The sequence below is a fragment of the Bacillus sp. FSL K6-4563 genome (genome assembly GCF_038630405.1).
GTDB classification, from domain to species: domain Bacteria; phylum Bacillota; class Bacilli; order Bacillales; family Bacillaceae; genus Bacillus; species Bacillus pumilus.
Map to the genome: position 1 here is coordinate 2515429 of NZ_CP152030.1, position 26421 is coordinate 2541849.

A 26421-nucleotide genomic window follows, 5' to 3' on the forward strand; every position below is an offset into this window, starting at 1 on the left:
TCCTTTCCTATGAGATCGCGTGATGTTTCTCAATTTCAATGAGATTTGATTTAAAGATTAAATGCCTGTTTACTGCATTGACGTAGGCTTTCGCCGATGCTTCCAGCACATCTTGCGCTACACCGCGTCCTGCTGTTTCTTTTCCTTCTATTGAAACATTGACATATACTTCCGCTAGTGCATCTCTGCCTTTTCCATTTGATTGAATACGGTAGTCTAGCAAATGAATTCTTTCCTCCATACAGCGCTCCAGTGTGTTGTACACAGCTTCTACACTGCCTGCGCCTGTAGCTGCTTCTTGAATAACTTCTTGCGTTTCTTGATTTTTCAGAGAGACCGTTGCTGTCGGCATCTGTTCTGTTCCATAATGCACTTGAAGACTTTCAAATTCGTAGCCAATTTTTCGGTCTGCTACTTTTTCTTCCAATATAATAGAAATCAAATCATCATCTGTAATTTCTTTTTTCTTCTCCGTCAAGTTCTTGAAGGTTTCGAAGAACTTATTGATTTCTTGTTCTGTTAGTTTAAAACCTAACGTTTTCATGCGGTCTTTAAACGCATGTCTTCCGGAGTGTTTCCCAAGGACAAGTACATCTGTTGTCACACCGACAAGCTCTGGAGATATGATTTCATAGGTTGTTTTTTCTTTGAGGAAACCATCTTGGTGAATACCTGATTCATGTGCAAAAGCGTTGTTACCAACGACAGCTTTATTGCGCGGTACAATCATTCCTGAGTATTTGCTCACTACATCACTTGTACGCTTAATTTCATTCAATTGAATCGTTGATTCGACCTGGTAGAAGTCTTTTCGAATATGAAGAGCGACTGCAATTTCTTCTAAAGCGGCATTTCCTGCACGTTCTCCAATTCCGTTAACAGCCGTTTCAATTTGATTTGCTCCATTTTCAATGGCTGCAAGTGAGTTTGCTACAGCCATCCCTAGATCATCATGACAGTGAGCAGACAAGTTGACGCGGTCGATATTTGGAACATGTTCCTTCATATATTTAAAGATATTGCCATACTCTTTTGGCGCTAAGTATCCAACTGTATCTGGCAAGTTAATGACACTCGCTCCAGCGTCAATGACCTTCTCTACAATTTCTGCTAAGAAAGCAAGATCTGTACGACATGCATCTTCTGCTGACCACTGGACAACTGGAAAACGTTCCTTCGCGTATTTCACCATGGAGACAGCCTGTTCTACGACCTCTTCACGTGTTTTCTTTAGTTTATGCTCCAAGTGAATATCAGAAGTAGCGATAAAGATATGAATTCTTGGTTCCACTCCATCTTTTAACGCTTCCCATGCAGCATCAATGTCACCTTTTACACATCTCGCAAGACCAGCAACTGAACAATTTTTGATCGTTCTAGCAATTTCTTGTACGCCTAAGAAATCCCCTCGGGATGAAGCGGGAAAACCCGCTTCAATGATATTAACCCCAAGGCGCTCAAGCTGCTTTGCAATGATTAGCTTTTCTTGTGCATTTAAGTTCACTCCTGGTGATTGCTCTCCATCTCGAAGTGTTGTGTCAAAAAAATTAATTTTCCGCACCGACGCTCACCGCTTCCTTTTTCTTTCCTTGTTTGACGAAAGGCATCATTTCACGAAGCTTTCTTCCAACGATTTCAATTTGGTGCTCATTTTCATTAGCATTGATCGCATTGAAACGTGGACGATTCACTTGGTTTTCAACAATCCATTCTTTTGCAAATGTTCCGTTTTGGATATCAGTCAAGACGGCTTTCATCGATTCTTTTACGTTTGCATCCACAACTCGTGGTCCTGATACGAAGTCACCCCATTGTGCTGTATCAGAGATTGAATATCTCATGCCTTCTAATCCTTCTTCGTACATAAGGTCAACGATCAGTTTCAGTTCATGTAGACACTCGAAGTATGCAAGCTCTGGCTGATAACCAGCTTCTGTTAATGTTTCAAATCCTGCTTTTACTAGTGAAGTAAGACCCCCGCAAAGGACTGCTTGCTCACCGAATAGATCCGTTTCCGTTTCTTCTTTAAATGTTGTTTCAAGAACGCCCGCTCTTGCTCCACCAATTGCTTTTGCATAAGCAAGTGCTTTATCTTTCGCTTGACCAGATACATCTTGATAGATGGCAAATAGTGCAGGTACACCAGCGCCTTGCTCATATGTTCTTCTCACAAGATGTCCTGGACCTTTTGGAGCCACAAGATACACATCTACGTCACTTGGAGGAACGATTTGATGGAAATGAACGTTGAATCCGTGTGCGAATACAAGTGAGTTGCCTGCTTCTAATTGATCTTTGATTTCTTCGTCATATACTTTCTTTTGCTGCTCATCTGGAAGTAGTACCATGACGATGTCTGCTTGTGCTGCCGCTTCTTTTACTGTGAATACTTGATGGCCGTCTTCTTGTGCTTTTGTATAAGATCCGCCTTTTCTCACGCCGACGATGACATCTACGCCGCTTTCTTTTAAGTTCAATGCATGTGCATGACCTTGTGATCCATATCCAATGATGGCAACCTTTTGACCATTTAATACGTTTTCTTGAATATCACCGTTATAATATACTTTTACCATTTGACTCTCTCCTTTTGTTTAGACAATTGAAATTGTTTTATTTTGTTGCGGCTTTTGCTGATTATCTCTCGCAAAGGCCGTGGTGCCAGTTCTGGCGACTTCTTTAATGCCGTATGGCTTAAGTAATTCAATGAGTGCTTCAATTTTTGAAGACTCACCTGTCACCTGAATGACGACACTCTCTCTGCTCACATCTACAATAGAAGCTCTAAATGGTTCAATGACCCCTGTGATCTCCATTCTAGATGCTGGTGCAGAAACGACTTTTATCAAAGCCAGCTCTCGCTGGACGATTGATTGGTTTGTAATGTCTGTTACTTTGAGAACATCAATTTGTTTGTTCAGCTGTTTTGTTAGCTGTTCGATGTCTTTCTCTTGGTCTACATGGACGACGAACGTGATGCGTGATACATCTTGAATCTCAGAATGGCCGACCGTAATGCTTTCAATGTTGTAATGTCGTTTAGTAAAAAGGCCAGTGATTCGGTTCAGTACGCCTGATCGATTTAATACAGTCAACACAATAATTCTTTTCAAGGTTTCACCCCCACCATCTCATGAAGTCCTTTCCCCGGTGCTACCATTGGGAATACTTTTTCATCTCTCGCTACATTGACATCGATGAAAACAGGCTCTCTAGAGGTTAGCGCTTCTTCAAGCTTTTCTTTCGCCTCTTCGTCTGTTGAGATTCTGATTCCTTTAATGCCATAAGCTTCAGATAATTTAACGAAGTCTGGCTGCTCTGAAAATTTAGAATATGAGTAGCGTTCTTCGTAGAAAATTTCTTGCCATTGTCTTACCATTCCAAGGCTGTGATTATTTAGAACAATCACTTTCACTGGAAGGTTCAGCTCACGGATAACGGCAAGTTCTTGCAAGGTCATTTGGAAACCTCCGTCTCCTAAAATCGCCACAACCGTTGCCTCTTGATCAGCCAGCTGAGCGCCGATGGCTGCCGGTAAACCGAAGCCCATTGTACCAAGGCCACCAGATGTGACCCACTTATCAGCATTTTCAAATGGATAGAACTGCGCTGCCCACATTTGATGCTGTCCAACATCAGTTGCCACAATGGCTTCACCTTTTGTGAATTGATGAATGTATTCAATCAGCTTTTGAGGTTTAAAGCCCTCTGCTTCGTTTTCAACGTACCAGAGTGGATATTCTTCCTTCCACTGATCTAGTTGGTTTTTCCATTCGTCTGACTCTCCTTGCTTCCCGTCTTGCTTAATCAGCTCTTCAAGGACTAGCTTACTGTCTCCAACAACCGGGATATGGGTATGAATGTTCTTGCCAATTTCTGCTGGGTCGATATCGATATGTGCTACCTTCGCATGTTTCGCAAAGTGATTGAGATTGCCAGTTACCCTGTCATCGAATCTCGCACCAATTGAAATGAGCAAATCACATTGATGAAGAGCCATGTTCGCTGCATATGTGCCATGCATACCAGCCATCCCTAGGAAAAGAGGATGCTTTGCCGGGAAGCCGCCAAGTCCTAGCAGTGTATGAGCGACTGGAATTTGCTGCTGCTCTACATACTGCCTTAACTCTTCAGATGCTTTGCCATGAAGAACGCCAGCTCCTGCTAGAATGACCGGTTTCTTCGCTCTACTGACAGCTTCTACTAATTTGCGAATTTGCAAATAGTTTGGCTCTACTTTTGGCTGATAACCAGGTAAATCAATTGGCTGATCGTATTCAAACGTTCCTTCAATGCCTGCCACATCTTTTGGAATATCAATCAAGACTGGACCAGGTCTTCCTGTCGTTGCGATGTGGAACGCTTCTTTAATGACGCCCGGTAATTCCTCTGGATTTCTCACCTGGTAGCTGTGCTTTGTGATAGGCATTGTGATGCCGAGCACGTCTGCTTCCTGGAAAGCGTCTGATCCAATGACTGAGGTTGCCACCTGTCCTGTGAAGACAACAAGAGGAAGTGAATCAATCATCGCATCTGCAATTCCTGTGACTAGGTTTGTCGCTCCTGGTCCTGATGTAGCAATGACAACACCCGGTTTACCAGATACTCTAGCGTATCCTTCTGCTGCATGAATCGCTCCCTGCTCATGCCTTGGCAGGACATGAAATAAACCAGAATCATAAATTTTATCGTAGATCGGTAAAACCGCTCCGCCTGGATATCCGAAAATGACTTCTACTTTTTCTCTTTTGAGTGCTTCAATTAGCATGAGTGCACCGTTCATCGTTTGTGGTGCTTTAGATGTTTCCGTCTCCACTTGTACATTTGTCCCCATTTGATTTCCTCCTCTTTGTCTTGCTTCAGTCAAGTTTTTTCACCCTTTTCTATTCAAGATCGAGATTTTAACCATATAAAAAAGCCTTCTCACCCCACAATGACACTACTTTTCACTAGGTCAAAGGGGCGAAAAAGCTTTGTTTTTCGCGGTACCACCCTTGTTCACGGCAACATCTGCTGCCGTCTCATGGACATCTTTCATCCATTTTGGTAACGAGTGAGCAATGTCACTCGGTCTGCCCTACTATCATTTCAAGCAGACACTCAGAGGTGAGTTCACTTTAGAAAGTAACACCGGTTTCCAGCTACCACCGGCTCTCTGTAGATACTGACTCTAAAACTACTAGTCCTCTTCAACGTTTATCGATATCTATTTAGCTTGCGTGAATGTTTTTATCTGTAAAAACGACTTTTTCTCCTTCTTCAACGACTCGCTTGCGGAATTGTTCAAGAAGTTTGTTTGTGTGAACCCCAGGTTTCCCTTCACCGATTGTACGGCCGTCAACCTTTACAACGGCAATCACTTCGGCTGCTGTTCCAGTTAGAAAAACTTCTTCTGCTGTATACACATCGTGCCTTGTGAATGGTTCTTCTTTCACTTCATAGCCTAAGTCTTCTGCAATCTCCATGATGGCATTTCTTGTGATGCCTTCAAGAGCGCCGATATAACCTGGCGGTGTATAGAGCTTACCTTTTTTATAAATAAACACATTGTCTGCAGAACCTTCTGCCACGTACCCTTGATCGTTCAGCATCAGTGCTTCACTCACACCGGCCATATGGGCTTCGATTCGGACAAGGATGTTATTCAAATAATTTAATGATTTCACTTTTGGACTCAGTACATCGGGACGATTTCGCCTCGTCGGTACCGTCACAATATCAATACCTGTTTCATATAGGTGCTTTGGAAAGATGGCCAGCGGCTCTACAATGATCACTGTGTTGGCTCTCCCGCAGTTGTTTGGATCTAAACCAAGATCACCAGCTCCTCTTGAGACAACAAGACGGATATAGGCATCCTTCAGTCCGTTCCTTTCAACTGTATGAATCATTTTTTCCGTGAGTTCCTCAAGTGAATATGGAATGTTCAGCATAATCGATCTGGCGGAATCATACAGGCGGTCTAAATGTTCTTTCATTCGAAAGATATTTCCGTTATACACGCGTATCCCTTCGAACACACCGTCACCGTATAAGAAGCCATGATCATAAACTGAAATTTTCGCATCCTCTTTTTTCACGAGTTCATCGTTTAAAAAGATCCACTGTTCCTTTTGGTCTTCCATTTTCAGTGAGCACCCTCTCTTTCAAACAAAAAGTAGTTGAATTTTCAGACACTTTATATTAAAGCGCCTCACGCTTGCTCTGCGTGTTTGTTTAGCTTTTGTTGAACCCATCTTACGCCGCTTTCCATACAGTGTCAACAGCATTTTTAAAATTATTAGACAATTTAGACTAATCAAAATTAAATGTATACGCTTACACCTTTGCTAGACAAGGAATGAAAAAAACTTAAAATTTTTTGTATTTTTTCTTCAATTGATTTACTTTACCTGAACGCTTTTCATTTGAGAAAACGTTTGTCATATTTTTTCACATTGTTTTGAATGAAGACTGGTAGATTCCAGCGCTTTTGATTTTCTTTCGGTATGCCTTTCTAAAGCGTTTTCCTATGAATTTATGATAGAATGAGAGCATCTTATAGAAGGAGGGCAATACATGGCTAACATCAGAGGTTATATCGGAACGTATACAAAGGGAGACAGTAAAGGCATTTATACTTTTACATTAAATACGGACAAGCAGCAGATCGAACAAGTAGAAGTGGCTGCTGAACTTGAAAATCCTACATATTTAACCGTCTCAGATTCTCAAAAATTTGTGTATGCTGTTGTGAAAGAAGGATCACAGGGCGGCGTGGCTGCTTATCAAATCGATGCTGAAACCGGCACACTTCGTTTCATCAACCAAGAACTTGCCGAAGGCGCTTCTCCTTGTCACGTCAGCGTGGACAGTCAAACAAAAACAGCTTTTACAGCAAACTATCATAAAGGAACAGCAGAGATGTATGAAATCGATGCTGAAAATGGCTCAGTGATTCGCACGCTGTCACAGGCGCAGCATGAAGGAACTGGCCCTAACGAAGATCGTCAGGAAAAACCGCACACTCACTTTATGGGTCTGACACCAGATGAACAATTTGCAGTGGCTGTTGACCTTGGGACAGATGGCATTTATACGTATAAGAAAGAAAACGGCAAACTTGAGCTTGCTCATACATTTGAAACAAAACCAGGCACCGGGCCTCGCCATATTACATTCCATCCAACGAAACCTGTGGCATATGTGATGACAGAGCTAAGCTCAGAGGTGATTGTGCTTCGTTACTTTGAAGATGGTCATTTCGAAGAGATTCAAACGATCGCAACCATTCCAAGCGACTTTACAGAGAACAATCAAGGCAGTGCCATTCACGTCTCTTCAGACGGCCAATTTGTTTATGCAGGAAATCGCGGACATGACAGCATTGCGATTTTTAAAGCAGACGCTGACGGCCAATTAAGTCTTGTCGAGATTGCTTCTTCTGAAGGAAACTGGCCTAGAGACTTTGTGCTTGATCCAACTGAAGAATTCCTCGTCGGTTCAAACCAAGAGTCTAGCAACCTAGTGTTATACAAACGCGACAAAGAAACAGGACGACTCACTGTCTTACAATCAGACATCTCAGTCCCTCATCCAGTTTGCGTGAAATTTTTAGGATAATGAAAAAAAGCCTCCAACTGTGGAGGCTTCATATTGTTGACAAAGGGCTAAAATGATCTTGATTTTAGCCCTTTGTCTTCTTTTCAGCGTGTAGACGGCATCCCGCCATCTTCAAGCTTTTGATCAATCAGAGACGTATCGGTTTTTTCACCGAACCATTTTGACAGCCTGTCCTGCGCTTTTCCTTTCACATCATCATCAATGTAGACCGCTACTTGAATCAGAGCAAATGTGATCGCTCCTAAATCATCTGTATAGCCTACACCAATCAATGTATCGGGAATGAGGTCAATTGGAAGGATAAAGTATCCGAGTGCCCCAATAATAAGGGTCTTCGCTTTGACAGGTACTTCAGGTTTTTGCAATGTATAGTAAAGTAATAGCACAGCATAGACAAGAGAGACACCAGCTTTTTGTGCCGTCTTTTTTAACTTTTCCCAAAAGGCATGATCATTAAAATGCTTCTTTGAACGCTTCAATAGTTCTTTTTTCTCAGAACGATTCATCATATCGCCTCCATTTACAGCATAGACCTTTTCCCTTCGTTATACAAGATATTCGCCAATTCGACAAACAAAAAGCAGCAGAAAGCTGCTGCATTCTACTGCTCTTTGTAAAACTTTTCGATTGCCTTATCGATGTACACCCATCCTTTATAAGACACATGAATCGTATCTTTAAAGAAATAAGGATCGTACTCATGCTTAGTCAAATCTGCGACTTCATACCCGTTATCGCGTATTTGACGATTGATTTTCTCATAATACTCTGTACGTCCCTCTTTCGGAAAACCGGTATAATCATACCATTTTCCGTTAACAGGAATCGTCACAAACAAAGGCTTTGCCCCTGCCTGTTTTAAAATATCCAGCATGATTTGAAAATCTTTGTATTCTGGTGATTCCGCATAAGAATGACCTTCACGGGAATCTTTCATCTTTTTCATGATCGGTTTCAGCTTGCGGTCAAACAGTTTTTGATTAATATAAAACGGGTTGTTCCCTGCTTTTTCCGCACCTAAGACACTTGCTTCTTTTTCAAGCTCAGTCCATGTTTTTCCTTTGACTGATGGAGACGGTTGAAGCTTACGTTCATGTCCCGATCCAATTGTATAGTACATGTCTTTCTTTTGAAGCATGCCATAATACATTTTTGCAATAGGAGAAATCGCGCCATAAGCGAATTTGTTCCCAGAAAGCTCTGCTTTAAAAAGCTCTGTGATGACCATGTCGTTCTTCACTGCTTTAAACTTCATGATTCTCTTGATCAGTTCTTTTTTCACAGCTGGATCAATTTCTTTATTATAAGCGAGATTCAGTGCTTGAAGCGCTGAATAGTTCGGTGCAAAGTGATTTTCGTCAGATCCCCATTTCACAAACCACTGCGGGGACACGATAAACACAAGCTTCTTCCCTTTTAATTCATCCATATGCGCTGCAAAGTTCATCGCATGAATTAATGATTGCGATCCACCTTTTCCAATAAGATAAGGTGTAAACCCTTGAGGATTCTCATGAAAGAAATTCGAAGGGTGATATGGATCAAAACGTGATAGTTCAGAAGATCCATAGATCGGCAAATAAGTTGGATCTTTTAGCATTTCGTCTTGTAAATAAAGCCCTTGGAACATCCCCGGATCTAATTCTGTGGCTGACTTTTGTAATTTGTCTTTTGGGATCAGATGTGAGAGCCATGCATTTGGTACAAGAAGAACACCAATGAATAGAACAGCCGCTAAAATAAGCGGCCCAAAAAAACGCTTTTTCATTACTTCATCTCTGCCAGCTGCTCAGCAATGTGATTCGGTGTATCCCACACATCACGATCAAACTCTGTAATCGGAACAGTAATTCCAAGTTGACTTTCGATTGCCATAAGCAGTTCTACTGTACCAAATGAATCTAGAAGACCTTCGTCAAAAATTGCAATCTCTGGATTTTCTTTCACAACGTCATCCTGACAAACCTCTGCAATAATACCGTATACTTGATTTTTAAATTCCATAATTTTCTACTCCCTTAATCATTAATGATGAAATGGTTTTCCTGAAAAAATATAAAATCCGAAACAAATCACATGGAATGTAATAATGATCGACACAACCATTGTGACCTTATTATCCGGCCACCACTTGTGTTTTTTATTCCATTTCTCGAATAAATTGTAACCGGACATCACAACTGCGTGATATAGTCCGTAAATAATATATTGAAGTGCTAGACCATGCCAAGCACCCATCAATAGAAAGAGGACAAAGTACCCAATATTTGATACAGCCATACGGTTCTTGATCCACTTCTTTTTTGTCATAAAGAACACAAATCTCATAAACACGTAGTCTCTGAACCAGAAGGACAGGGACATGTGCCAGCGATTCCAGAAGTCTTTAATGTTCCGACTGATAAACGGTTTGTTAAAGTTTTCTGGTGATTTAATGCCCATCATATAACTCACACCAACAGCAAATGCTGTATAACCAGCAAAGTCAAAGAACAAATACATACTGTACGCATACATATATGTTAACTGTTGAACAAAGTGACTGCTGCTAATGTGATGAATATTCATGAGAATATACGTGTGAATCAGATAACCAATAATGAACTTGTATAAGAAGCCGATAAAAATTTTATGAATACCGGCGTATAGAAGATCACTGTACGCTTCCTTTTCAGGCGGCGTATCCATATCCTTTTCAAACCGGCGGTAACGATCAATCGGACCTGATGAAATCGTCGGGAAAAAGACAATGAAATAGACCAAACGATGAATCGGCATTTTCTTCTTAATCAAGCCGTCTCTTGTCTCGATAATTAACTGAACACCTTTAAATGTTAAGTACGAGATCCCTAAAAAGCTCAGCCAGTTCATTGGCGGCGGTTGATGCGGCTGATGAGTTAAAAAGAACGGTAAAACCTTTGATAGTACAAGCGGCAAAATCGATGCCACCACTGCCATATAGAAAACAGACGCTTGATTCGCTTTCAACCGGTACGAAAGGTACAGGCGGATGATCAAGACTTGCCACACTGTAAACAAGAAAAGCAGCAGCGCGCCATGTGCATCCTTAGAGAAAATAAGGGCGAGTGCCACAACCGTTGCAAACATGTTGTAGCCCTGCATTCTTTTGCCGCGAAGACCAAGAATGATCGTCGGCAAAAGAAGAACACCAATTAGAATGAAGAAAAAGAATGAACTAAACGGAATCATAGAAGAACCTCTTTCGCGATTCTTTTACGGTCAACCTTCCCGTTTGGCGTCATGTATAGCTGCTCAAGATAGACAAACTTTCTTGGAATCATGTACGCAGGCAGTGAATCCGCCATTTCTTTCTTAATTGCACTTGTCAGCTGATATTCTTTTTCAAAAGAATGCGCTGCTGGAACAATGGCTGCAATTAAGTACTCCACATGACCGTTTGGCTGGAACGGCACAATCACACAAGCATTGACATACGTTGTCTCGCTCACATGATATTCAATTTCTTCAAGCTCCATTCGGTATCCATGCAGCTTAATTTGATAGTCCAGACGGCCGTGGCATGTAATCAAACCATCCTGCGTCACACCTGCATCACCTGTACGGTAAGCAGGGCGCCCTTCGTATTCAAAGAACACTTTATCTGTTAAGGCTTGTTCACCTAAGTAGCCTCTCGTGACGCTTGGCCCCACGATGACAATTTCCCCTTTTTCACCGTCAGGAAGTGCATTGCCTTCTTCATCTAAAATAACGATATCTGTATCCGGTTTGGCGTAGCCGACTGGTAAAGAATCGTGCTGATCAAGAATCGCTTGCGTGACTTCAATCGATGTGATCGCAACAGTTGCTTCAGTCGGACCATACGTATTAAAGACCTGCGCCTTTGGAAAACGCTCAAGGAGCGCACTTGCTACAGATACAGGAAGTGCCTCTCCGCAGAACAAGAAAACTTTCAACTCTGGTAAAAGCTCCCCTGTAAAGGAAGGGTCCATTAAGCACATTTGCACAAAGGAAGGTGTTGATGTCCACACTTCAACGTCAGATTGACCAAGTGCTGCAAACATATCCTTCGGCTTATTCACTAGATCTTTCACTAAACAGTAAAGCGTGCCGCCTGATTGAAGCGCTGGATACAAATCCATCACTGATAAGTCAAAAGAAAATGGTGCTTGATTTAAGAACGTGCGTCCCCCGCCAATTGGGAAGTCTCGGCACATCCACTCTGTAAAGCTTTCTAAATTATTGGCTGTTACCTGAACGCCTTTCGGTTTTCCGGTACTGCCAGACGTATAAATGATGTAAAAGACATCATCCTGTTGAACCCACTGCGAGGATGGCGGTGCTTCTTTTTCAAGAGCTAAAAGAGATGCCGCACTTTTCACTTCAATGTGTTCTTCTACATCTAGTACATTCTGCTCATTTGCACAAATCAACAGACTGGCTTTTGAGCTTTCAATAATTGAGACGATACGCTCAGCAGGGATTGAGATGTCGACCGGAATGTATGGTCTACCTGATTTCACACTGCCTAAGAAAGAAATGAGCATCTCTGGCTCCATATGACCGTATACAATGACAGGTGCACTATCTGTAGCGACTGCATCTATGGCACCAGCCATTTGGTCTGATAGATGCCAAAGCTCATCATATGTGATCGAAGCATGTTGAGAAACAAATGCTGGCTGTGTTGGTTTCGTTTGTTGGTATTCTTGAATCGTGTGTAATAGTTTCATAGTTTAATCTCCAATTAAAAATCGTTGTAAATGAATGATCCCGTATTAGCTGTGTGGAATCCGTAAATAAAGAACAATAATAGCAAAATAAGTAAGTAAAAGCTCGTATATCCTATCCATTTTACAGACTTATTTTCTGATAGCTTTTTGAATAGCATATTGATAACCTCTTTTCTTTTGACACTTATAGAGACGCATGAATCATTAAAAGAGTTTCATATCAAAACATAAAAAATTTTAAGAAATCATGAAAAAAGATGTCGAACCTTGGAACGTCTCTTTTGGCAAAGCTGTCTTATTGTAACAAAGATTTAATACATTTGAAATAAAATCCGAGCTTAAATTTGCCTTAAAATTGGTGAAAGCTGTCGAATAAACACAAAAGCCACCTAGTTTGCCTAGATGGCTTTGATTTCAATTACTTCTTATATTTATTGACTTCGAACATGAGAATGTTTTTGAACACCACATAATCCTTTTTACTTTCAAAGGGACCTTTATTGTTGTCATGCTCATCAATTTCATAAAACCCTGGTCCTTCTCCGGCATCACGCTTCTTGTACCAGGATAGGAAAGCGTTGACTTCTTTCATGGAGAGGTCATACTCTTTTTGCAAACCATTGACCATTGTGATGATGAGAAGGGCATTACCGTCTTCATCAGTTGCATCGTCTTTTGGTGGTGTGGTTGGTTCAGGGTCTTTGTCGCCTGGGGTTTCGGTGTTGTTTGGAAATTCTAGGTCTTTTAAGGAGATAGAGATGACAGATTTGTAGTTTCTATCAGCAATATCGGTATAATTCAAATTTATATTATATTGACGTCCTCCTATTACATATAACATATCCCCTATAATAACTGATGAAGCACCAACACGAATATCATTGTTAGGTACAACTACTTTCACCATTTCTTCTTTTTCAGCATTATAGACATATAATCTATTAGGTGAAATGCCTGGTAAAATCATATTATCTTTATAAGTAACTCCACTCAGATATACTTTTTTAAATCCTCCTTTTTTTGCAGACCAACTATCATTAGAAGCATCAAATTCAAAAATTTCACTATTATTGTTTTCTCCAATAATATAGAACTTCCCTTTCAAAACTAGACCAATTGCTCTTTGTGTTTTAAATGATGGTGAAGCTTCCTTTTTCCATTTGTTTTCTGTTAGATCATAACTAAAAAATTCATTGCCACCTAATACATAAATTTTATCTCCCATAACACCAGCTTGAACATTATAAGCACCTTTAGAAGGACTTTCAAAAGGAATATCAGTTAAAACTTCCCACTCGTCTTTTTTTGTATCGTACACTTCAAATTTATTGAAGGAATTTTGGTGATTTCCTGCTAGAACATAAATTTTAGACCCCACAACAACAGATGCTGCTCCCCCTCTCCCGCTAGGCATATCTTTCCTTTTCGTCCATTTATCAGCGGAAGGGTCATACTCTAATGTTTCGTTAAGAGCATTAAATCCTCCAATTACATATATTTTCCCATCAACTGCATTAGCTACAGCTCCAATTCTTGCTGTTGGCAAATCAGCTAATTGATTCCATTCATCCTTAGCAGCATTTGCAACTTGAAATACCTGTGTGAATGAAAGAATTACTAGTAACATCATGACGATCCATTTTTTCAAAAATAACACTCCCTTTTCATTATCTTACTTCTTCATTATCGGAGTGTTTTTTAATTTGTATAGAATAATTCATCTTTTTAAAGAGAAATTAATAGAAAAAACATCGAAAAAGTAACTTACTAAAGAGTCGCTTAAAATAATAGGTTCAATCAAAAACTGCCTGAGTCTATAATCAAAGAACACAATAAAAAACCCATGATTTCATGAGTTTCTTCTCAGTCCATTATTAAAAAATCCGTCACAAGGCAAGCGGGCTCTCCGTTTTGATCTAGCCCCAAAAGCTTGGATACATCCCGTCGCCGAAGCCTGTTGTAAACATGGCAATGTCCACTTTGTCATGAAAACGGGTGACGAGCCAGTCCCATGTGTGCTTGTAGTTTTGCTCAAGCGCTTCTGCAAATTCTTCATAAAGATAGAAATCATTGTCCTCTTTATATCGCTTATCCTCTTAAGCTTGTAAATATCGTGCTGCTTCCGCATCCATGAAACAACCCATTCCCGTATTTACACCGTAGCCGAAGAACTCGTCTTCTTTCAATTGATTGAGTTCCTGCCCTGCTCTTGTGGCAAGCTCCCATTCTGTTGCTTGCTCGTTTGTGAACTTGATCATTGCATAGGCAACGCGTTCGTCACCGCTTTGCAACCGCTTAACTATAAGTAGAATAGGATATTTTCCTAGAGCAACCTTCCTCGTAAACGATTGGTCCCCTTCTGAAACAAAAGGATCGCAGGCAACGATATGACCGCTCGTGATCTCGGTATAGCCTAACTGTTTGGCGAATAATTGATCACCCTCTTGACTGCTTGTTGTCTCTCCATTTCTATATAACAGGTGTGTTGGATTGATGTTGTACAAGTGACCATTCCTTTCTTTGTTTTTCTGGGACGTTTGGGATTATGTACTTTTCCACCATTTAACCTGTCAATTTTCTAAGGATAAATTTCAAAGTATGATCATCCATAAAACATCCATTTCCAGTATCAACTCTATAACCGGAGAACTGATCCCCCTGTAAATCACTTTCTAACTGTCCATTTGATAATGCAAGTTCCTACTTAAAACTCGATTCATCTTTTCCTTCTACTATACATCTTAATTTTTTTAGTTGGAGAAAAAATTATTCTCTCTTTTGAATATTTACCCTTTGCGATGTCTTTTTCATTAGTAAAAATAAATGGAAGGTTAATTAAAAAACGCCCTTCCAATGAAGGGCTGTGTTATTAACTATTTTCTTTTGAGTATTTCTTAATTAATGCTTCGCTAATCCTGCTTACGATATAGATCGCAACTGCTAAAATCAGCATCAACGGAAACATGCTTAAACGATCATCTGCAACATATACAATGATCCCCACAATGATAGCCACTACGATTGCCGTTAAAAAATGCTTCACCGCCATCTCACCCCTTTGTATAAATCATATACATTTTATTACACAAAAGGTTTAATTGAAATAATTTCCATGAAATCAGCAAGTTTCGTTTGTCCGCTCTTAAAGTAGATTGCTATCCCCTTATGTTGTTCGTGAAATTTCCATATGTTAAAATCAACTAAAATACCTATTTAATGGATCAATCAGGAGGTCATTAAGTGACACAGCAAAGCACGCCATCCAAAATGTTATTAATTACTTTACCCGGCGCTATTATTGCCCTTGTGATGATCTTAGGGAGAATTGATACACCTGTAACAAATGTTTTATTTTATATTGTAGCTTTCAGTGTGATGGGTTTAGTGGTTTCAAGCTTATTAAAAGACTACAGAAAAAAGAAAAATTAACTCCTCATCTTGGGAGCTGTCGTTTATGCAGCTCGCTGTCTGTTTGTGAAAGCTCCAAACTTTAAGGATTTAAGCAAACTTAATGATTCATAAAATAATTAAATGAAATTTAGACTTCACCGTGTTATCTAGCTTACCAGCCACCATACCAGCCGCCGTGTCCTCCACCGTGTCCTCCGCCGTGTCCTCCGCCGTGTCCTCCGCCGTGTCCTCCGCCGTGTCCTCCGCCGTGTCCTCCGCCGTGTCCTCCGCCGTGTCCTCCACTAGGTTGACATAACGTTCCGGGTTGATTAATTTGAGCAACATCTATAGGACTAACTCTTCTTCTAATTGGAGCACCACCACCTGGAGGATATTGGTCAAATGTCCAAAGAAAGTCATTAGGTGTAGCTGGTAGACCTGTTGGAGAAGCAATCATGTCTACACTTATAAAGCGTACATTACCAAAACATGTACCATCGTTCATCAGAATATCAACATTCTTATTAATCCATTCAGTTCCCGCTCCAGCTGGTTGGTAGTGAAATACACGCGTTCCTTGCTGCCTGTAAGGATCGTAATTATTATTCACTTATATCTCCTCCTCATTGATAAAAAGACCATTTGTCTAAATATACATATGGTTAATTTTCCTGCTGGTTTAGACTAATACCTATATGTAAAAGCCTAATTTTTTTAGATTCAAAAGAAAGATTGTTATATGTACTTTTTGAAACAAATTTGCTAATCGAAAACAACCGTATAAAAGCGGTGATATCTTTCCTTAGATAGCACTCAAGTATATAACATGCTATAGATTATTCTTATCGAGTAGCATTGATTGTTTTGTCACGTTACCGCACTAAAACATGCCCTTTATTCTTCAACTGTTGGTTTAGATATTGAATCGGTTAAAGTAGAACCAGGTAAATCTTCCAATAAACTTCTCACATCAACTTTTACATCAAACAAACCTTTTCTTTTGATCATACAAAAAACCTCCTATATCGTTAGTAAGTCGATATACGGAGTAATTTCTTACATGACCGTTATACTGACCGTTTGACTAAACGATATAAGAGGTTGATTTTATGGGCTTTAGCACCCGATTTATTAACGTCCCAGGAGAGATTCGAACTCCCGACCGACGCCTTAGAAGGGCGTTGCTCTATCCAGCTGAGCTACTGGGACATGTTGTTATGTAGTGTGCTGTGGTGTATTACCTCAGCGACAATATTTATTATATTACTATTGTTCTTTAAAGTCAACGGTTTTTCGAAAGTTTTTTCATAAGGGGCAAATGCTGCACCCTTATGAAATACCTTCCAATGTGACAGTGTTTTCGAGGTCTTGTATGGCTTGACCTTCGTCTGTGAAAAACTGTACGTTTGCTTCGCTTCCATCTAGTGTCAGTATAGCGTAGCTGCGCTCTTTACGTACTCTTGGCAGGTGCACGCTGCCTGGGTTAATGAGCAGTTTTCCTCTTAGCAGCTCACTGCCTGGGATGTGCGAGTGGCCAAAGCAGATAATGTCTGCGCCTAGCTCTTCTGCACGGTAGTAGACTTGAAGCAAGGATTGTTTGATGCCATGCAGATGTCCGTGAGTGAGAAATAGTTTTCCGCCTCCATCAAGTGAAAGCAGGAGCTCTTCTTCAAAATCGCCCATAAAGTCACAATTTCCTTTGACGACTTTGTATCCTTCGAGAGCTGGGTGGTTCGTGTCGAGTTCTGAATCTCCGCAGTGAATCATCATGTCGACTTCAGCCGCATGCCGTTTGGCAATGGTTTGAAGTTCGTCTGTGAGTCCATGACTGTCACTAATGATGAGTATCTTCATGGCTTCATTCCCCCTTATTCATTTGCGTCTAGCAGTGATGAAAGCTTTTGAAGCGCGACCGCTCGATGGCTGATCTTGTTTTTCTCCTCTGGTGATAACTCGGCCATCGTCTGGTCTTTGTCTTTGACGATGAAAATTGGGTCGTATCCGAAGCCGTTTTCGCCGATTGGTTCCTCTGCGATGAAGCCTTCTACTGATCCTTCTACCGTCTTTGTTTCTTTACCCGGTATGCTGACAGCCAGGGCACATCTGAATCTAGCTGTGCGGTCTTCTTTTTCAATGCCTTGAAGTTCGCTCAGCACTTTTTCTACATTCTCAGCATCGTTTTTATGTTCACCAGCGTATCTCGCTGAATAGACGCCAGGTTTTCCGCCAAGAAAATCAATCGACAAACCGGAATCGTCTGCAATGACCATTTCACCTGCTTTGGCTTGAATCGCCTCGGCTTTGATAATGGCATTTTCTTCGAAGGTTTGTCCTGTTTCTTCAATCTCTTCAGTAAAGCCGATGTCTGCTAGTGTTTTGACCGTGAATCCTTTTGGCTCAAGAATGGCTTTGAATTCTTTCGCTTTGCCCGCATTGTGCGTTGCAATGATGGCTGTTTTCATCCTGATCAAACCCTTCTCTTTATTCGATGACTTCTCCTGTCACTGCTTTTTGCTTTTCGATTAATTCTTTGATGCCCTTTTCGGCTAAATCAAGTAGTCCGTTTAGCTGTTCTCTTGAGAATGTCGCTTCTTCGCCTGTGCCTTGAAGTTCAACAAAGCGTCCAGCACCTGTCATGATGACATTCATATCTACTTCAGCTGAAGAATCTTCTTCATAATTTAAATCTAACAGAAGACCTTGCTGAGAATCAATTCCGACGGATATCGCCGCTAAATAATCAGTGATCGGGTTTTGTTTGATGACACCTTCTGCTCGAAGCTTTTGAATCGCAAGCGTCATGGCAACAAAAGCACCGGTAATAGATGCTGTGCGTGTGCCCCCGTCTGCTTGAATGACATCACAGTCAATCCAAATCGTGCGCTCGCCAAGCTTTTCTAAGTCAACGACTGCACGGAGTGCTCGTCCAATTAATCGCTGAATTTCCATTGTACGTCCTGTCACTTTTCCTTTAGATGATTCTCTAATGGTTCTTTGAGCGGTTGCTCTTGGAAGCATGCTATATTCTGCTGTAATCCAGCCTTTTCCTTGTCCTCTTAAAAAAGGAGGTACGCGGTCTTCGATGGATGCGTTACAAATCACCTTCGTATTGCCCGCTGAGATTAAGACAGAGCCTTCTGGATGCGTAATGTAGCCTGCCTCTATTTCAATTTTTCTTAATTCGTCATAGTGTCTTTCATCTAATCTCATGATTTACCTCCGTTACAATATACATTCCGCGCGGATGCCAGCGGGGTTCTCCTACTAACTTTGACAACCTCGGCTCGTTCTAATCGCTTGGAATAAAAAAGAGGCAGCGAATATGCATGCCTCTTTTTCTCCATTATATCAATGTGTGCCGTTAAAAACTACCTGTATTCACTTGTTCTGGTCTTGAAACCGGCTTTGTCAGCTCTGCTCCTTTTTCGTTCACAAGCTCAGCCTTGCCGTTTACCTTAACGGATACGCTTTTGACATCCGGCAGCTCTGTTAATGTGAGCACGATGCTATCAAGAACTTTTTGTGAAATCACCTTTTTCTTTTCATCTGCGCTGCCGAAAATGGATTCGTTGAAATCAAGTGTCACATGTCCGTCTTTTACTTTCGGGATATCATTCAGCTTTACATCTTGATCAAAGTCTGTGAGCAAATGGCTTTTTTTGCTTGGTCCAGAAACGAGCTCATCAATGGCCGCTGTAATTTGATCATCCTCATCTTTTGGCGCCCTTTTGGTCACCGGAACATAATACGTCTGTTCATCAGATTCAGCTAAGTAATAAACCGTCACTGGCTTTGTCGATGTCATATCAGCAGCAGCCTCGTGCTGAATATTAATACCGTCTTCTCTGCTTAAATCATCTGAAATCGGTGTACCGTTCACAGGCATTTCTTTTAGTTCATGACCATTCATTTTCAATTTGACTTTGGCGACAGAATCAAACTGCGTTAACGTCCAAGTGACAGATTGCAGGATGCGCTGTTCGTCTTCTTTTTTATAGTTTTTGAATTCATTTGAAAAATCCACTACGGCCGTTCCGTCTTTAATATCGACAGATACGCTCGTGTCGGCCGGCAAAACAGCCCGGAATCCATTTGGCATGAGGTTCGAAATCGGTCCTCCGTCCACGAGATATTCAAGTGTTTGTTTGGCACTTCCTTCGTTTTTCGGTAGTGGAATGGATTGAGAGACGACATACCCGTTTTTATCAATTAAATATAATTCTCTCATGACTGTATCTGCCTGCTTCTCTTCTTTTCCTTCTTTGGCTGTTTGTTTATCTTCTTTATTATCTTTCACATATGTGACGTTTTGTGGCGGGTCAATCTCTGTTTTCGCTTGGTCTGTTTGAAACAATCCGCATCCTGACAAAAGCATGGCTGACGCGATACACGTCACAGCTGCTGTAGATCCTTTTTTCAGCATACTTCACCCTCCTCTAGTAGTTTGTACTACTATGTATACGAGCTCCCTCTGCGGATTAGACCCTTTTCATAAAAAAATAACCCACTTCAAATAGAAGGGGGTTATTGCTGATAGACGTGTTCGAGTGATACGGTTTCGACCTTCCCTGGCAGGTAGCCAAACCAGTCACGAGCGATGTTTTCAAAATTTTGCTGCTGCCCTGTTGTATAAAATGTATGAACAGGCGCTTCTTTAGAGGTATTTAACAGCCCTTTATAGGAAAGAATCGTACTTGCTTCTCTCGCTGTCTCGTCCCCTGATGAAATGATGCTCACATCACTGCCCATAAAGCGCTGAATCGACTCTTTTAAAATCGGATAGTGTGTGCAGCCAAGAATGAGTGTATCAATTCCAGTTTCTTTCATCGGTTCAAGGGAATCTTTCACCACTTCATCTGCTGTCTGATCTAAAAACGTCCCGCTTTCCACAAAGGGAACAAGCAACGGACATGCCAGACTTTGAACCGCTAGTCCTGCTTTTAGGGATAGCAAAGCTTCTTTGTATGCCTCGCTTTTGATCGTATTGGCTGTACCAATGACACCAATCTGCTGATTGTTTGTCACCTTGATGGCTGTGCGGGCGCCGGGCTGAATCACGCCAATGACCGGAATATCAAGCGTTCCTTTGATTTCATCTAGTGCGATCGCCGTCGCTGTGTTGCATGCGATGACGAGCATTTTAATATGATGATGTCTTAATAAGTAGTGTGCCATTTCCCAAGTATATTGAAGAACCTCTTCTTCTTTCCGAGGGCCATACGGGCACCGTTTTGTATCGCCTACGTAAATGATTTTTTCTTTTGGCAGTTGTCTCATGATTTCCTTTGCAACGGTTAAACCGCCGACGCCGGAATCAATGACGCCAATTGGTTGATCCAACAAAATCGCCTCATTTTCTTTTCATTTGCTGCTGTAGTTTCGTTAAGGATTGATTGAAAACGATGGCTTCTTCTTCTGAGAAAGCCCCTAGAAGTTCACTGACGTATTCTTGGCGTTTAACAATCACTTCTTGAATGATCCGCTCGCCTTCAGGCAATAAATGAATGCGAACCACGCGGCGGTCAGAAGGATCTTTTACTCGTTCGACAAGTTCACTTTTTTCCATTCGATCAATTAAGTCGGTGGTTGTACTGCAAGCCAAATACATCTTTTGTGATAGCTCACCTATTGTCATATCTCCGAATTCATAAAGCCACTGAAGCCCTACAAATTGAGGAGGTGTAATCGTATATTGATTCAGGATTTCTCTGCCTTTTTGCTTAATAATTGCAGCAATATGGCGCAATGATTTTTCAATCTCTGCTACATGGTCGAACTCATTCGTTTCCATTTCATTGATACCTCACTATAGCATCTCACTTTGATTAAAACGTACATTCCTATTTTCCTCGTTTTTCAGAGAAAATGCAAGAAGAGACTCATGGAAACCATATAGAAATAACCGGCTCCTCCCTTGTATGGAAGGAAAACCGGCTGACTTTAGAGCTCTAGCTCACCCATACGCAGAAGCTCGACTACGGCCTGTGAACGACCTTTGACTCCTAGCTTTTGCATGGCATTCGAAATATGATTTCGAACAGTCTTTTCGCTAATAAAAAGCTCGCTTGCAATTTCTTTTGTTGTTTTATCTTGGACGAGCAATTCGAATACTTCTCTTTCTCTTTTGGTTAATAGCGGCTTGGATTGAAACTCTTTCTCCTTCAAGTATTGTAACCCTCCTTGCTAAGGTGAGAGCTCTAGTCTCTATAGAATGGGATTCTGTATAGTCGAGATATCATATGCCGGCTGCCCGAGGTAGGTGACGTTAAAATTGAGAATTCCTGCATATGAGCGTCCATTTTGTACGCTTTTATCCGCACAAAAAAGGACGAGTCTCCTACCTGAGACATCGTCCTTTTCATACATATATTTAAAAGATAGAAATGGCACCTGTCAACAAAGCGATCAATGTTGTAAAAAGGGCAGTTAACACGGTCCATAGCAGTGCATATTTTTGCAAATCACCAATATCTTTGTTCAGCATACTGACAAGAAGCAGCGTTGAAGCCACAAGAGGGCTAAGCAAGTGAACAGGCTGTCCTATAATAGAGGCACGTGCAATCTCCACCGGATCAATCCCGTATGCTGCACCGGCTTCAGCCAAGATCGGAAGCACCCCGAAATAATACGCATCATTTGAAAGAACAAATGTAAATGGCATACTCGTCAAAGCGACAATGAGTGGAAAAAATGAGCTGTAGGAATCTGGAATCATGTAAATGACCAAATTAGCAATGGACTCCACCATTTTTGTTCCCGAAAAAATCCCTGTGAAAATTCCAGCTGCAAACACAAGGGTAATGACCGTTAAGGCATTTCCTGCATGCGACAAAATTCTCTCGCGCTGATCTTCAACCTTTGGATAGTTGATCATGAGAGCGATGACAAATCCAATTAAGAAGAGAACTGGAATCGGTACGATATCTAAAACAAGTGTCGCCATCACCGCAATCGTCAAGAAGAAGTTCACCCAAATGAGGTTGGGTCTTTTCATGTCTTCTACTCCATCTTCGATTGACGCTGCCAATTCAGGGGAGATCGAGGTCTCTTCTTTGTACTGAATCTCTGCAACCCCAATTCGTTTCCGCTCTTTTTTTCCAAGCACATACGCAGTAAAAAGAATAAAAAGACCGCCTCCAACCATTGTTGGAATTAATGGAATAAAAAATTCACCAGCATCTAATCCAAGCGCCGCGATGGCACGGGTAGCCGGACCGCCCCAAGGCGTCATTCCGCTCATAATTCCTAAAGACAATAATGAAATCGTTCCTAAAATTAATGGGTTCATCCCAATTCTTAAGAAAAGTGGTAGCATTGCTGATACGGTAATCATATACGTTGTTGTTCCATCACCATCTAAAGCAACAAGCATAGACAAAATCGCTACCCCAAAAGCAATTTTGACAGGATCACCTTTTACAATACGTAAAATGAGTTTAATCAGAGGATCAAATAATCCAGCATCCAGCATGACACCAAAGAATAAAATCGCAAATAACAATAAAGCAGCTGATGGTGCAACAGTTTTCAGTCCATCAAGCATCATGTCCCCTAATCCTTTGTTAAAGCCACCAATCAATGCAAATATGATAGGTACAACGGTTAGAGCCACCACCGGATGCATACGTTTTGTCATAATGAGAAATGTAAATGTCAAGACCATCAAGATCCCTAAAATAGCTAGCACTTTATATCCCTCCATCCTCTTCTTTACATGATCTGCAAGCGCCCCCTTGCACTTGCGATCTATATGTTAGCGCTTTCTATTTCAAGGATATAATAGCTTTTTTCATAATGAAAATATTGATTTTTTCGTATATTCTATAAATTTCTTTTATAATCAGCCTTGCTGACTTCTTAAAAACTCAATGAATGCTTTCACAACAGATAAATGAAGGGAGTCTGGCTGGTACATAAGCCATGTATCTCTTAAAACAGGCTGTCCATCTTTATACGAAAGACCTTTTACAAATAGCTCATCACTTGGTCTGAGGCAAATTTCTGGGACAATGGCATAGCCTAAACCATGCTTGACCATCTCTTTTGATGTATCCTGGCGGTCTGTCTCCATCGTCACAAGTGGAGGCATGGTGAACGTTTCCTGCCACCATCTGTTAATCAATCGTTTTAATGAACTATCTGTATGATAGTCAATGAGCGGCAGATTTGGGAGGTCTTTCAGCTGGATTTCTGATTTTGAAATGATACAAAGCCGCTCTTTATCGAGCAAAAACCGCTCTCCATTCCAGTCGTAATCCCCTCTTAAAATCCCTAAATGGACACTTGATGTACCTAATAAATCCATGACTTTTGTGCTCCAGCCTGTATTCACCATGAATTGAACATGTGGATACTGCTTAGAAAATTCTCTTAAAATTTCTGGGAGCTTATACTGAGCAAAGTTACTTGAGACCCCTAACCGGATTGTCCCTTTGACCTTTTTTTGCATATTCAGCATGCCATCTTTCGTTTGCTGAAGCTGTTTGAGCATGTCATTTGCGTATGCAGCCAAGTACTCGCCTTCTGACGTAAATTCAATCCCTCGTTTTCTTTTGAAGAAAAGCTTCATATCGAACTCTTCTTCAAGCTGCTTCAACCGATAGCTTAAGGCAGGCTGAGAGACAAATAATTTTTCCGCCGCTTTTGTGATGTTCTTTTCTTCATAGAGCACCTTTAAAAACCGCCAGTCTTTCTCATCCATTGTGTGCCCTCCTTTTTCACTAGTTATAAAAAAAATTTATTGATTCATCTTAAAATAATGTATTTAACTTATTTCTTATTATACTTTACCATTTTGATTAGATAAACAGTTCATTAAAAATTGAGGGTGAGAGCAATGAGAAAAGTTCCAATCACAATCATGCGAGGCGGTACAAGTAAAGGGGTATTCATTCAAGCAAACAATGCACCATTTGAACACGATGAGCTCGAGGCATTCCTACTAGACATTATGGGCAGCCCTGACCGGTTGCAGGTCGATGGAATCGGCGGCGGTAATTCTTTAACAAGCAAAGTGGCCATTATCGATAAAGCCACACGTCCAGATGTGGATGTGAACTATACGTTTGCACAAGTCAGCATCAATGAGAGATATGTCGACTTTAAAGGGAACTGCGGGAATATCTCATCAGCGGTTGGACCATACGCCATCATTAAAGGACTTGTTCAAGCGGTTGAGCCCATTACGACTGTACGTATCCTCAATACCAACACAAATAAAGTCATTACAGCAGAGGTCGAAGTCGAAAATGGAGAAGTGAAATTTGAGGGACAGGCAGAAATTCCAGGAGTAAAAGGGACAGGTTCTCCCATTTATTTATCTTTTGAAAATCCTGAAGGCGCTGTGACAGGTAAAACCTTTCCGACTGGAAACAAAATTGATACGATTCAAACAAAGTTTGGAGAGATTCCCATCTCGATCGTTGACATTGCAAATCCCATTGCCTTTGTTCGTGCCAAAGATATTCAATTAAAAGGAACTGAATTGCCTGAAGAGTTTACAGACGAATTACTGGATGATTTAGAAGAAATTCGTTCCATCGCTGCTGAAATGTGTCACTTTGCACCAAAAGAAATGGCGACATTACAGTCTCCAGCTGTTCCAAAGCTTGCGCTCATTAGCGAGCCTGCTGATTATGTAGATACTAATGAAATCTTGAGAAGAGCAGCCGATATGGACATCATCGTTCGTATGCTATCGATGCAAAGACCGCACCAAGCACTCGCCATTACCGGCTCTGTCTGCGTGACAGCCAGCTGTTTCTTGGATGAAACGCTTCCGGCTCAGCTGTTTAAAGGGCAAGATGACACACTTCGTATTGGGCATCCTGCTGGTATTATGCAAACTGAAATTGACATCTCTCAAAACAGAGTCAAAGTCATTCGAACCGCAAGAGAAATTCTAGACGGGGTTGTCTTTACGAAACAAGATTATATTGTGCAGCCTCATATTAAAAGAGAAGCCTGAAGCAGACGAGAATACGTCTGCTTTTTTTAATGTTGAAGCGGGGCATCAATATCTCCGGCAGAATGAGCTTTGATCTGTCCTTTATCATCTTTTAGCTGAAGATGACCAAAGCGGTTAACGCCGTAGCAAATGCCTTCTTCCCATGTTTGTTTTTCACGATCTAACGAGATGCGAAGCGGCTTGTTGAGACGATATAACCGTTTATTATAAAGGGCAGTGAGTGCTTCAAACCCTTCATTCTGCCAGCGTGTATGGTATTTTTCAAAAGCCGCTGCCAGGTTTTTCACTAGCTGATCGGCTTTCACCTCTGTCAGCTCTGATAAGCAAATGGTTTTGTACGGGACATGCTCCGGCTTCGTCTCTACATTGATGCCAACACCGATATAAATGGCGCTGCGATCTGCTTCAATTAATGTGCCGGATACCTTTGCTTCATTAATGAGGATATCATTCGGCCATTTGATCGCCAGCTGATCGTCCGCTCTTATGAGTGGTTTCAGCACATCATAGATTGCTAGCGCTGTTAGCGGGGCGATCGTTGACTGGGTGGAGAGTTCTTCTGGCGGCATGACTGTCATGGTCACTGCCACATTCCCTAAAGGTGTTTCCCACGGCCTGCCGAGTCTGCCTCTTCCTTCTGTCTGCTGGCGTGCATAGACAGCAAATGAGGGCTTTTCTCCTTGCTGCATGAGCCTTTTCGCTTCATTATTTGTACTATCAATGGTGTCATATTGAAAAATCTTCATATGT

27 protein-coding genes, 1 tRNA gene, 1 pseudogene and 1 other annotated feature are annotated in these 26421 nt (G+C 41.3%); of the genes and pseudogenes, 3 read left to right on the top strand and 26 right to left on the bottom strand.

The window, feature by feature from the left end:
* Positions 1–7: 7 nt before the first annotated feature.
* The 5 genes from MHH54_RS12735 to ilvE form a co-directional block, all read right to left on the bottom strand.
* Complete coding sequence (locus MHH54_RS12735; RefSeq protein ID WP_342500307.1) at positions 8–1561, bottom strand: 2-isopropylmalate synthase; 1554 nt, start codon at positions 1559–1561, stop codon at positions 8–10.
* Positions 1548–2576, bottom strand: a complete 1029-nt coding sequence (ilvC, locus tag MHH54_RS12740) for a ketol-acid reductoisomerase (protein WP_003216490.1) — start codon at positions 2574–2576, stop codon at positions 1548–1550. The genes MHH54_RS12735 and ilvC overlap by 14 nt, the downstream gene beginning before the upstream one ends.
* An 18-nt stretch (positions 2577–2594) precedes the next feature.
* Positions 2595–3113: an acetolactate synthase small subunit gene (gene ilvN, locus MHH54_RS12745; protein ID WP_003216637.1), complete on the bottom strand. Its 519-nt coding sequence runs from the start codon at positions 3111–3113 to the stop codon at positions 2595–2597.
* Positions 3110–4834 (bottom strand): acetolactate synthase large subunit, encoded by a 1725-nt coding sequence (gene ilvB, locus MHH54_RS12750; RefSeq protein ID WP_003216845.1) that lies wholly within the window; start codon positions 4832–4834, stop codon positions 3110–3112. The genes ilvN and ilvB overlap by 4 nt, the downstream gene beginning before the upstream one ends.
* Before the next feature lie 121 nt (positions 4835–4955).
* Positions 4956–5202 (bottom strand) — a binding site (T-box leader).
* Positions 5203–5210: 8 nt separating this feature from the next.
* A complete protein-coding gene (ilvE, locus tag MHH54_RS12755) occupies positions 5211–6125 on the bottom strand; it encodes a branched-chain-amino-acid transaminase (protein ID WP_342500308.1) in 915 nt (304 codons plus the stop codon).
* A 433-nt stretch (positions 6126–6558) separates the two neighbouring features.
* Between ilvE and MHH54_RS12760 the strand changes: the two genes are divergently transcribed.
* Positions 6559–7602, top strand: coding sequence for a lactonase family protein (locus MHH54_RS12760; RefSeq protein ID WP_003216692.1), 1044 nt, complete (start codon positions 6559–6561; stop codon positions 7600–7602).
* An 83-nt stretch (positions 7603–7685) separates the two neighbouring features.
* Here MHH54_RS12760 and MHH54_RS12765 read toward each other — a convergent pair whose 3' ends face one another.
* From MHH54_RS12765 to MHH54_RS12805, 9 genes and pseudogenes are all read right to left on the bottom strand, one after another.
* Positions 7686–8108: a YkvA family protein gene (locus MHH54_RS12765; RefSeq protein ID WP_034620597.1), complete on the bottom strand. Its 423-nt coding sequence runs from the start codon at positions 8106–8108 to the stop codon at positions 7686–7688.
* Between the two features lie 95 nt (positions 8109–8203).
* The gene (gene dltD / locus MHH54_RS12770) at positions 8204–9370 is read right to left on the bottom strand and encodes a D-alanyl-lipoteichoic acid biosynthesis protein DltD (protein ID WP_137054891.1); all 1167 of its coding nucleotides are present in this window, start codon (positions 9368–9370) and stop codon (positions 8204–8206) included.
* The gene (dltC, locus tag MHH54_RS12775) at positions 9370–9606 is read right to left on the bottom strand and encodes a D-alanine--poly(phosphoribitol) ligase subunit 2 (protein ID WP_003216498.1); all 237 of its coding nucleotides are present in this window, start codon (positions 9604–9606) and stop codon (positions 9370–9372) included. The genes dltD and dltC overlap by 1 nt, the downstream gene beginning before the upstream one ends.
* A 21-nt stretch (positions 9607–9627) precedes the next feature.
* Complete coding sequence (gene dltB, locus MHH54_RS12780) at positions 9628–10812, bottom strand: D-alanyl-lipoteichoic acid biosynthesis protein DltB (protein ID WP_050943632.1); 1185 nt, start codon at positions 10810–10812, stop codon at positions 9628–9630.
* Positions 10809–12314 carry a D-alanine--poly(phosphoribitol) ligase subunit DltA gene (gene dltA, locus MHH54_RS12785; protein WP_106029068.1) on the bottom strand — a complete coding sequence of 502 codons (1506 nt, stop codon included), beginning with the start codon at positions 12312–12314 and terminating at the stop codon, positions 10809–10811. The genes dltB and dltA overlap by 4 nt, the downstream gene beginning before the upstream one ends.
* 14 nt (positions 12315–12328) lie before the next feature.
* The gene (locus MHH54_RS12790; RefSeq protein WP_024427820.1) at positions 12329–12478 is read right to left on the bottom strand and encodes a teichoic acid D-Ala incorporation-associated protein DltX; all 150 of its coding nucleotides are present in this window, start codon (positions 12476–12478) and stop codon (positions 12329–12331) included.
* Positions 12479–12732: 254 nt separating this feature from the next.
* Positions 12733–13962, bottom strand: coding sequence for a kelch repeat-containing protein (locus tag MHH54_RS12795; protein ID WP_003216587.1), 1230 nt, complete (start codon positions 13960–13962; stop codon positions 12733–12735).
* A 268-nt stretch (positions 13963–14230) separates the two neighbouring features.
* Positions 14231–14818 (bottom strand): annotated as a pseudogene (locus MHH54_RS12800) (DUF4241 domain-containing protein).
* 365 nt (positions 14819–15183) lie between these two features.
* Positions 15184–15363 (bottom strand): hypothetical protein, encoded by a 180-nt coding sequence (locus tag MHH54_RS12805; protein WP_003216276.1) that lies wholly within the window; start codon positions 15361–15363, stop codon positions 15184–15186.
* Between the two features lie 191 nt (positions 15364–15554).
* On the opposite strand from MHH54_RS12805, the gene MHH54_RS12810 reads away from it, so the two are divergent.
* Positions 15555–15743 carry a hypothetical protein gene (locus MHH54_RS12810; protein ID WP_003216499.1) on the top strand — a complete coding sequence of 63 codons (189 nt, stop codon included), beginning with the start codon at positions 15555–15557 and terminating at the stop codon, positions 15741–15743.
* Between the two features lie 133 nt (positions 15744–15876).
* On the opposite strand, the gene MHH54_RS12815 is transcribed toward MHH54_RS12810, so the two are convergent.
* From MHH54_RS12815 to MHH54_RS12865, 11 genes are all read right to left on the bottom strand, one after another.
* Positions 15877–16314, bottom strand: a complete 438-nt coding sequence (locus tag MHH54_RS12815; RefSeq protein WP_003216612.1) for a hypothetical protein — start codon at positions 16312–16314, stop codon at positions 15877–15879.
* A 525-nt stretch (positions 16315–16839) separates the two neighbouring features.
* A tRNA-Arg gene (locus tag MHH54_RS12820) sits at positions 16840–16913 on the bottom strand.
* 120 nt (positions 16914–17033) lie between these two features.
* Positions 17034–17558 carry a metallophosphoesterase gene (locus MHH54_RS12825; RefSeq protein ID WP_340866418.1) on the bottom strand — a complete coding sequence of 175 codons (525 nt, stop codon included), beginning with the start codon at positions 17556–17558 and terminating at the stop codon, positions 17034–17036.
* A 14-nt stretch (positions 17559–17572) separates the two neighbouring features.
* The gene (locus tag MHH54_RS12830; RefSeq protein WP_169901759.1) at positions 17573–18175 is read right to left on the bottom strand and encodes an XTP/dITP diphosphatase; all 603 of its coding nucleotides are present in this window, start codon (positions 18173–18175) and stop codon (positions 17573–17575) included.
* Between the two features lie 10 nt (positions 18176–18185).
* Entirely contained in the window at positions 18186–18914 is a 729-nt protein-coding gene (gene rph / locus MHH54_RS12835; RefSeq protein ID WP_003216792.1) for a ribonuclease PH, read from the bottom strand.
* A gap of 151 nt (positions 18915–19065) precedes the next feature.
* Positions 19066–20127 (bottom strand): GerMN domain-containing protein, encoded by a 1062-nt coding sequence (locus MHH54_RS12840; RefSeq protein WP_342500309.1) that lies wholly within the window; start codon positions 20125–20127, stop codon positions 19066–19068.
* 101 nt (positions 20128–20228) lie between these two features.
* A complete protein-coding gene (gene racE, locus MHH54_RS12845; RefSeq protein ID WP_095117850.1) occupies positions 20229–21047 on the bottom strand; it encodes a glutamate racemase in 819 nt (272 codons plus the stop codon).
* A gap of 7 nt (positions 21048–21054) precedes the next feature.
* Complete coding sequence (locus tag MHH54_RS12850; protein ID WP_003216546.1) at positions 21055–21495, bottom strand: MarR family transcriptional regulator; 441 nt, start codon at positions 21493–21495, stop codon at positions 21055–21057.
* A gap of 149 nt (positions 21496–21644) precedes the next feature.
* Complete coding sequence (gerE, locus tag MHH54_RS12855; protein WP_003184172.1) at positions 21645–21869, bottom strand: spore germination transcription factor GerE; 225 nt, start codon at positions 21867–21869, stop codon at positions 21645–21647.
* A 205-nt stretch (positions 21870–22074) separates the two neighbouring features.
* A complete protein-coding gene (locus MHH54_RS12860; protein WP_034620662.1) occupies positions 22075–23391 on the bottom strand; it encodes a citrate:proton symporter in 1317 nt (438 codons plus the stop codon).
* 153 nt (positions 23392–23544) lie between these two features.
* Complete coding sequence (locus tag MHH54_RS12865) at positions 23545–24405, bottom strand: LysR family transcriptional regulator (RefSeq protein ID WP_003216318.1); 861 nt, start codon at positions 24403–24405, stop codon at positions 23545–23547.
* Positions 24406–24540: 135 nt separating this feature from the next.
* Between MHH54_RS12865 and MHH54_RS12870 the strand changes: the two genes are divergently transcribed.
* Positions 24541–25671 (top strand): PrpF domain-containing protein, encoded by a 1131-nt coding sequence (locus tag MHH54_RS12870; protein ID WP_342500310.1) that lies wholly within the window; start codon positions 24541–24543, stop codon positions 25669–25671.
* A gap of 26 nt (positions 25672–25697) precedes the next feature.
* On the opposite strand, the gene MHH54_RS12875 is transcribed toward MHH54_RS12870, so the two are convergent.
* Entirely contained in the window at positions 25698–26417 is a 720-nt protein-coding gene (locus MHH54_RS12875; protein ID WP_342500311.1) for a biotin--[acetyl-CoA-carboxylase] ligase, read from the bottom strand.
* Positions 26418–26421 lie beyond the last annotated feature (4 nt).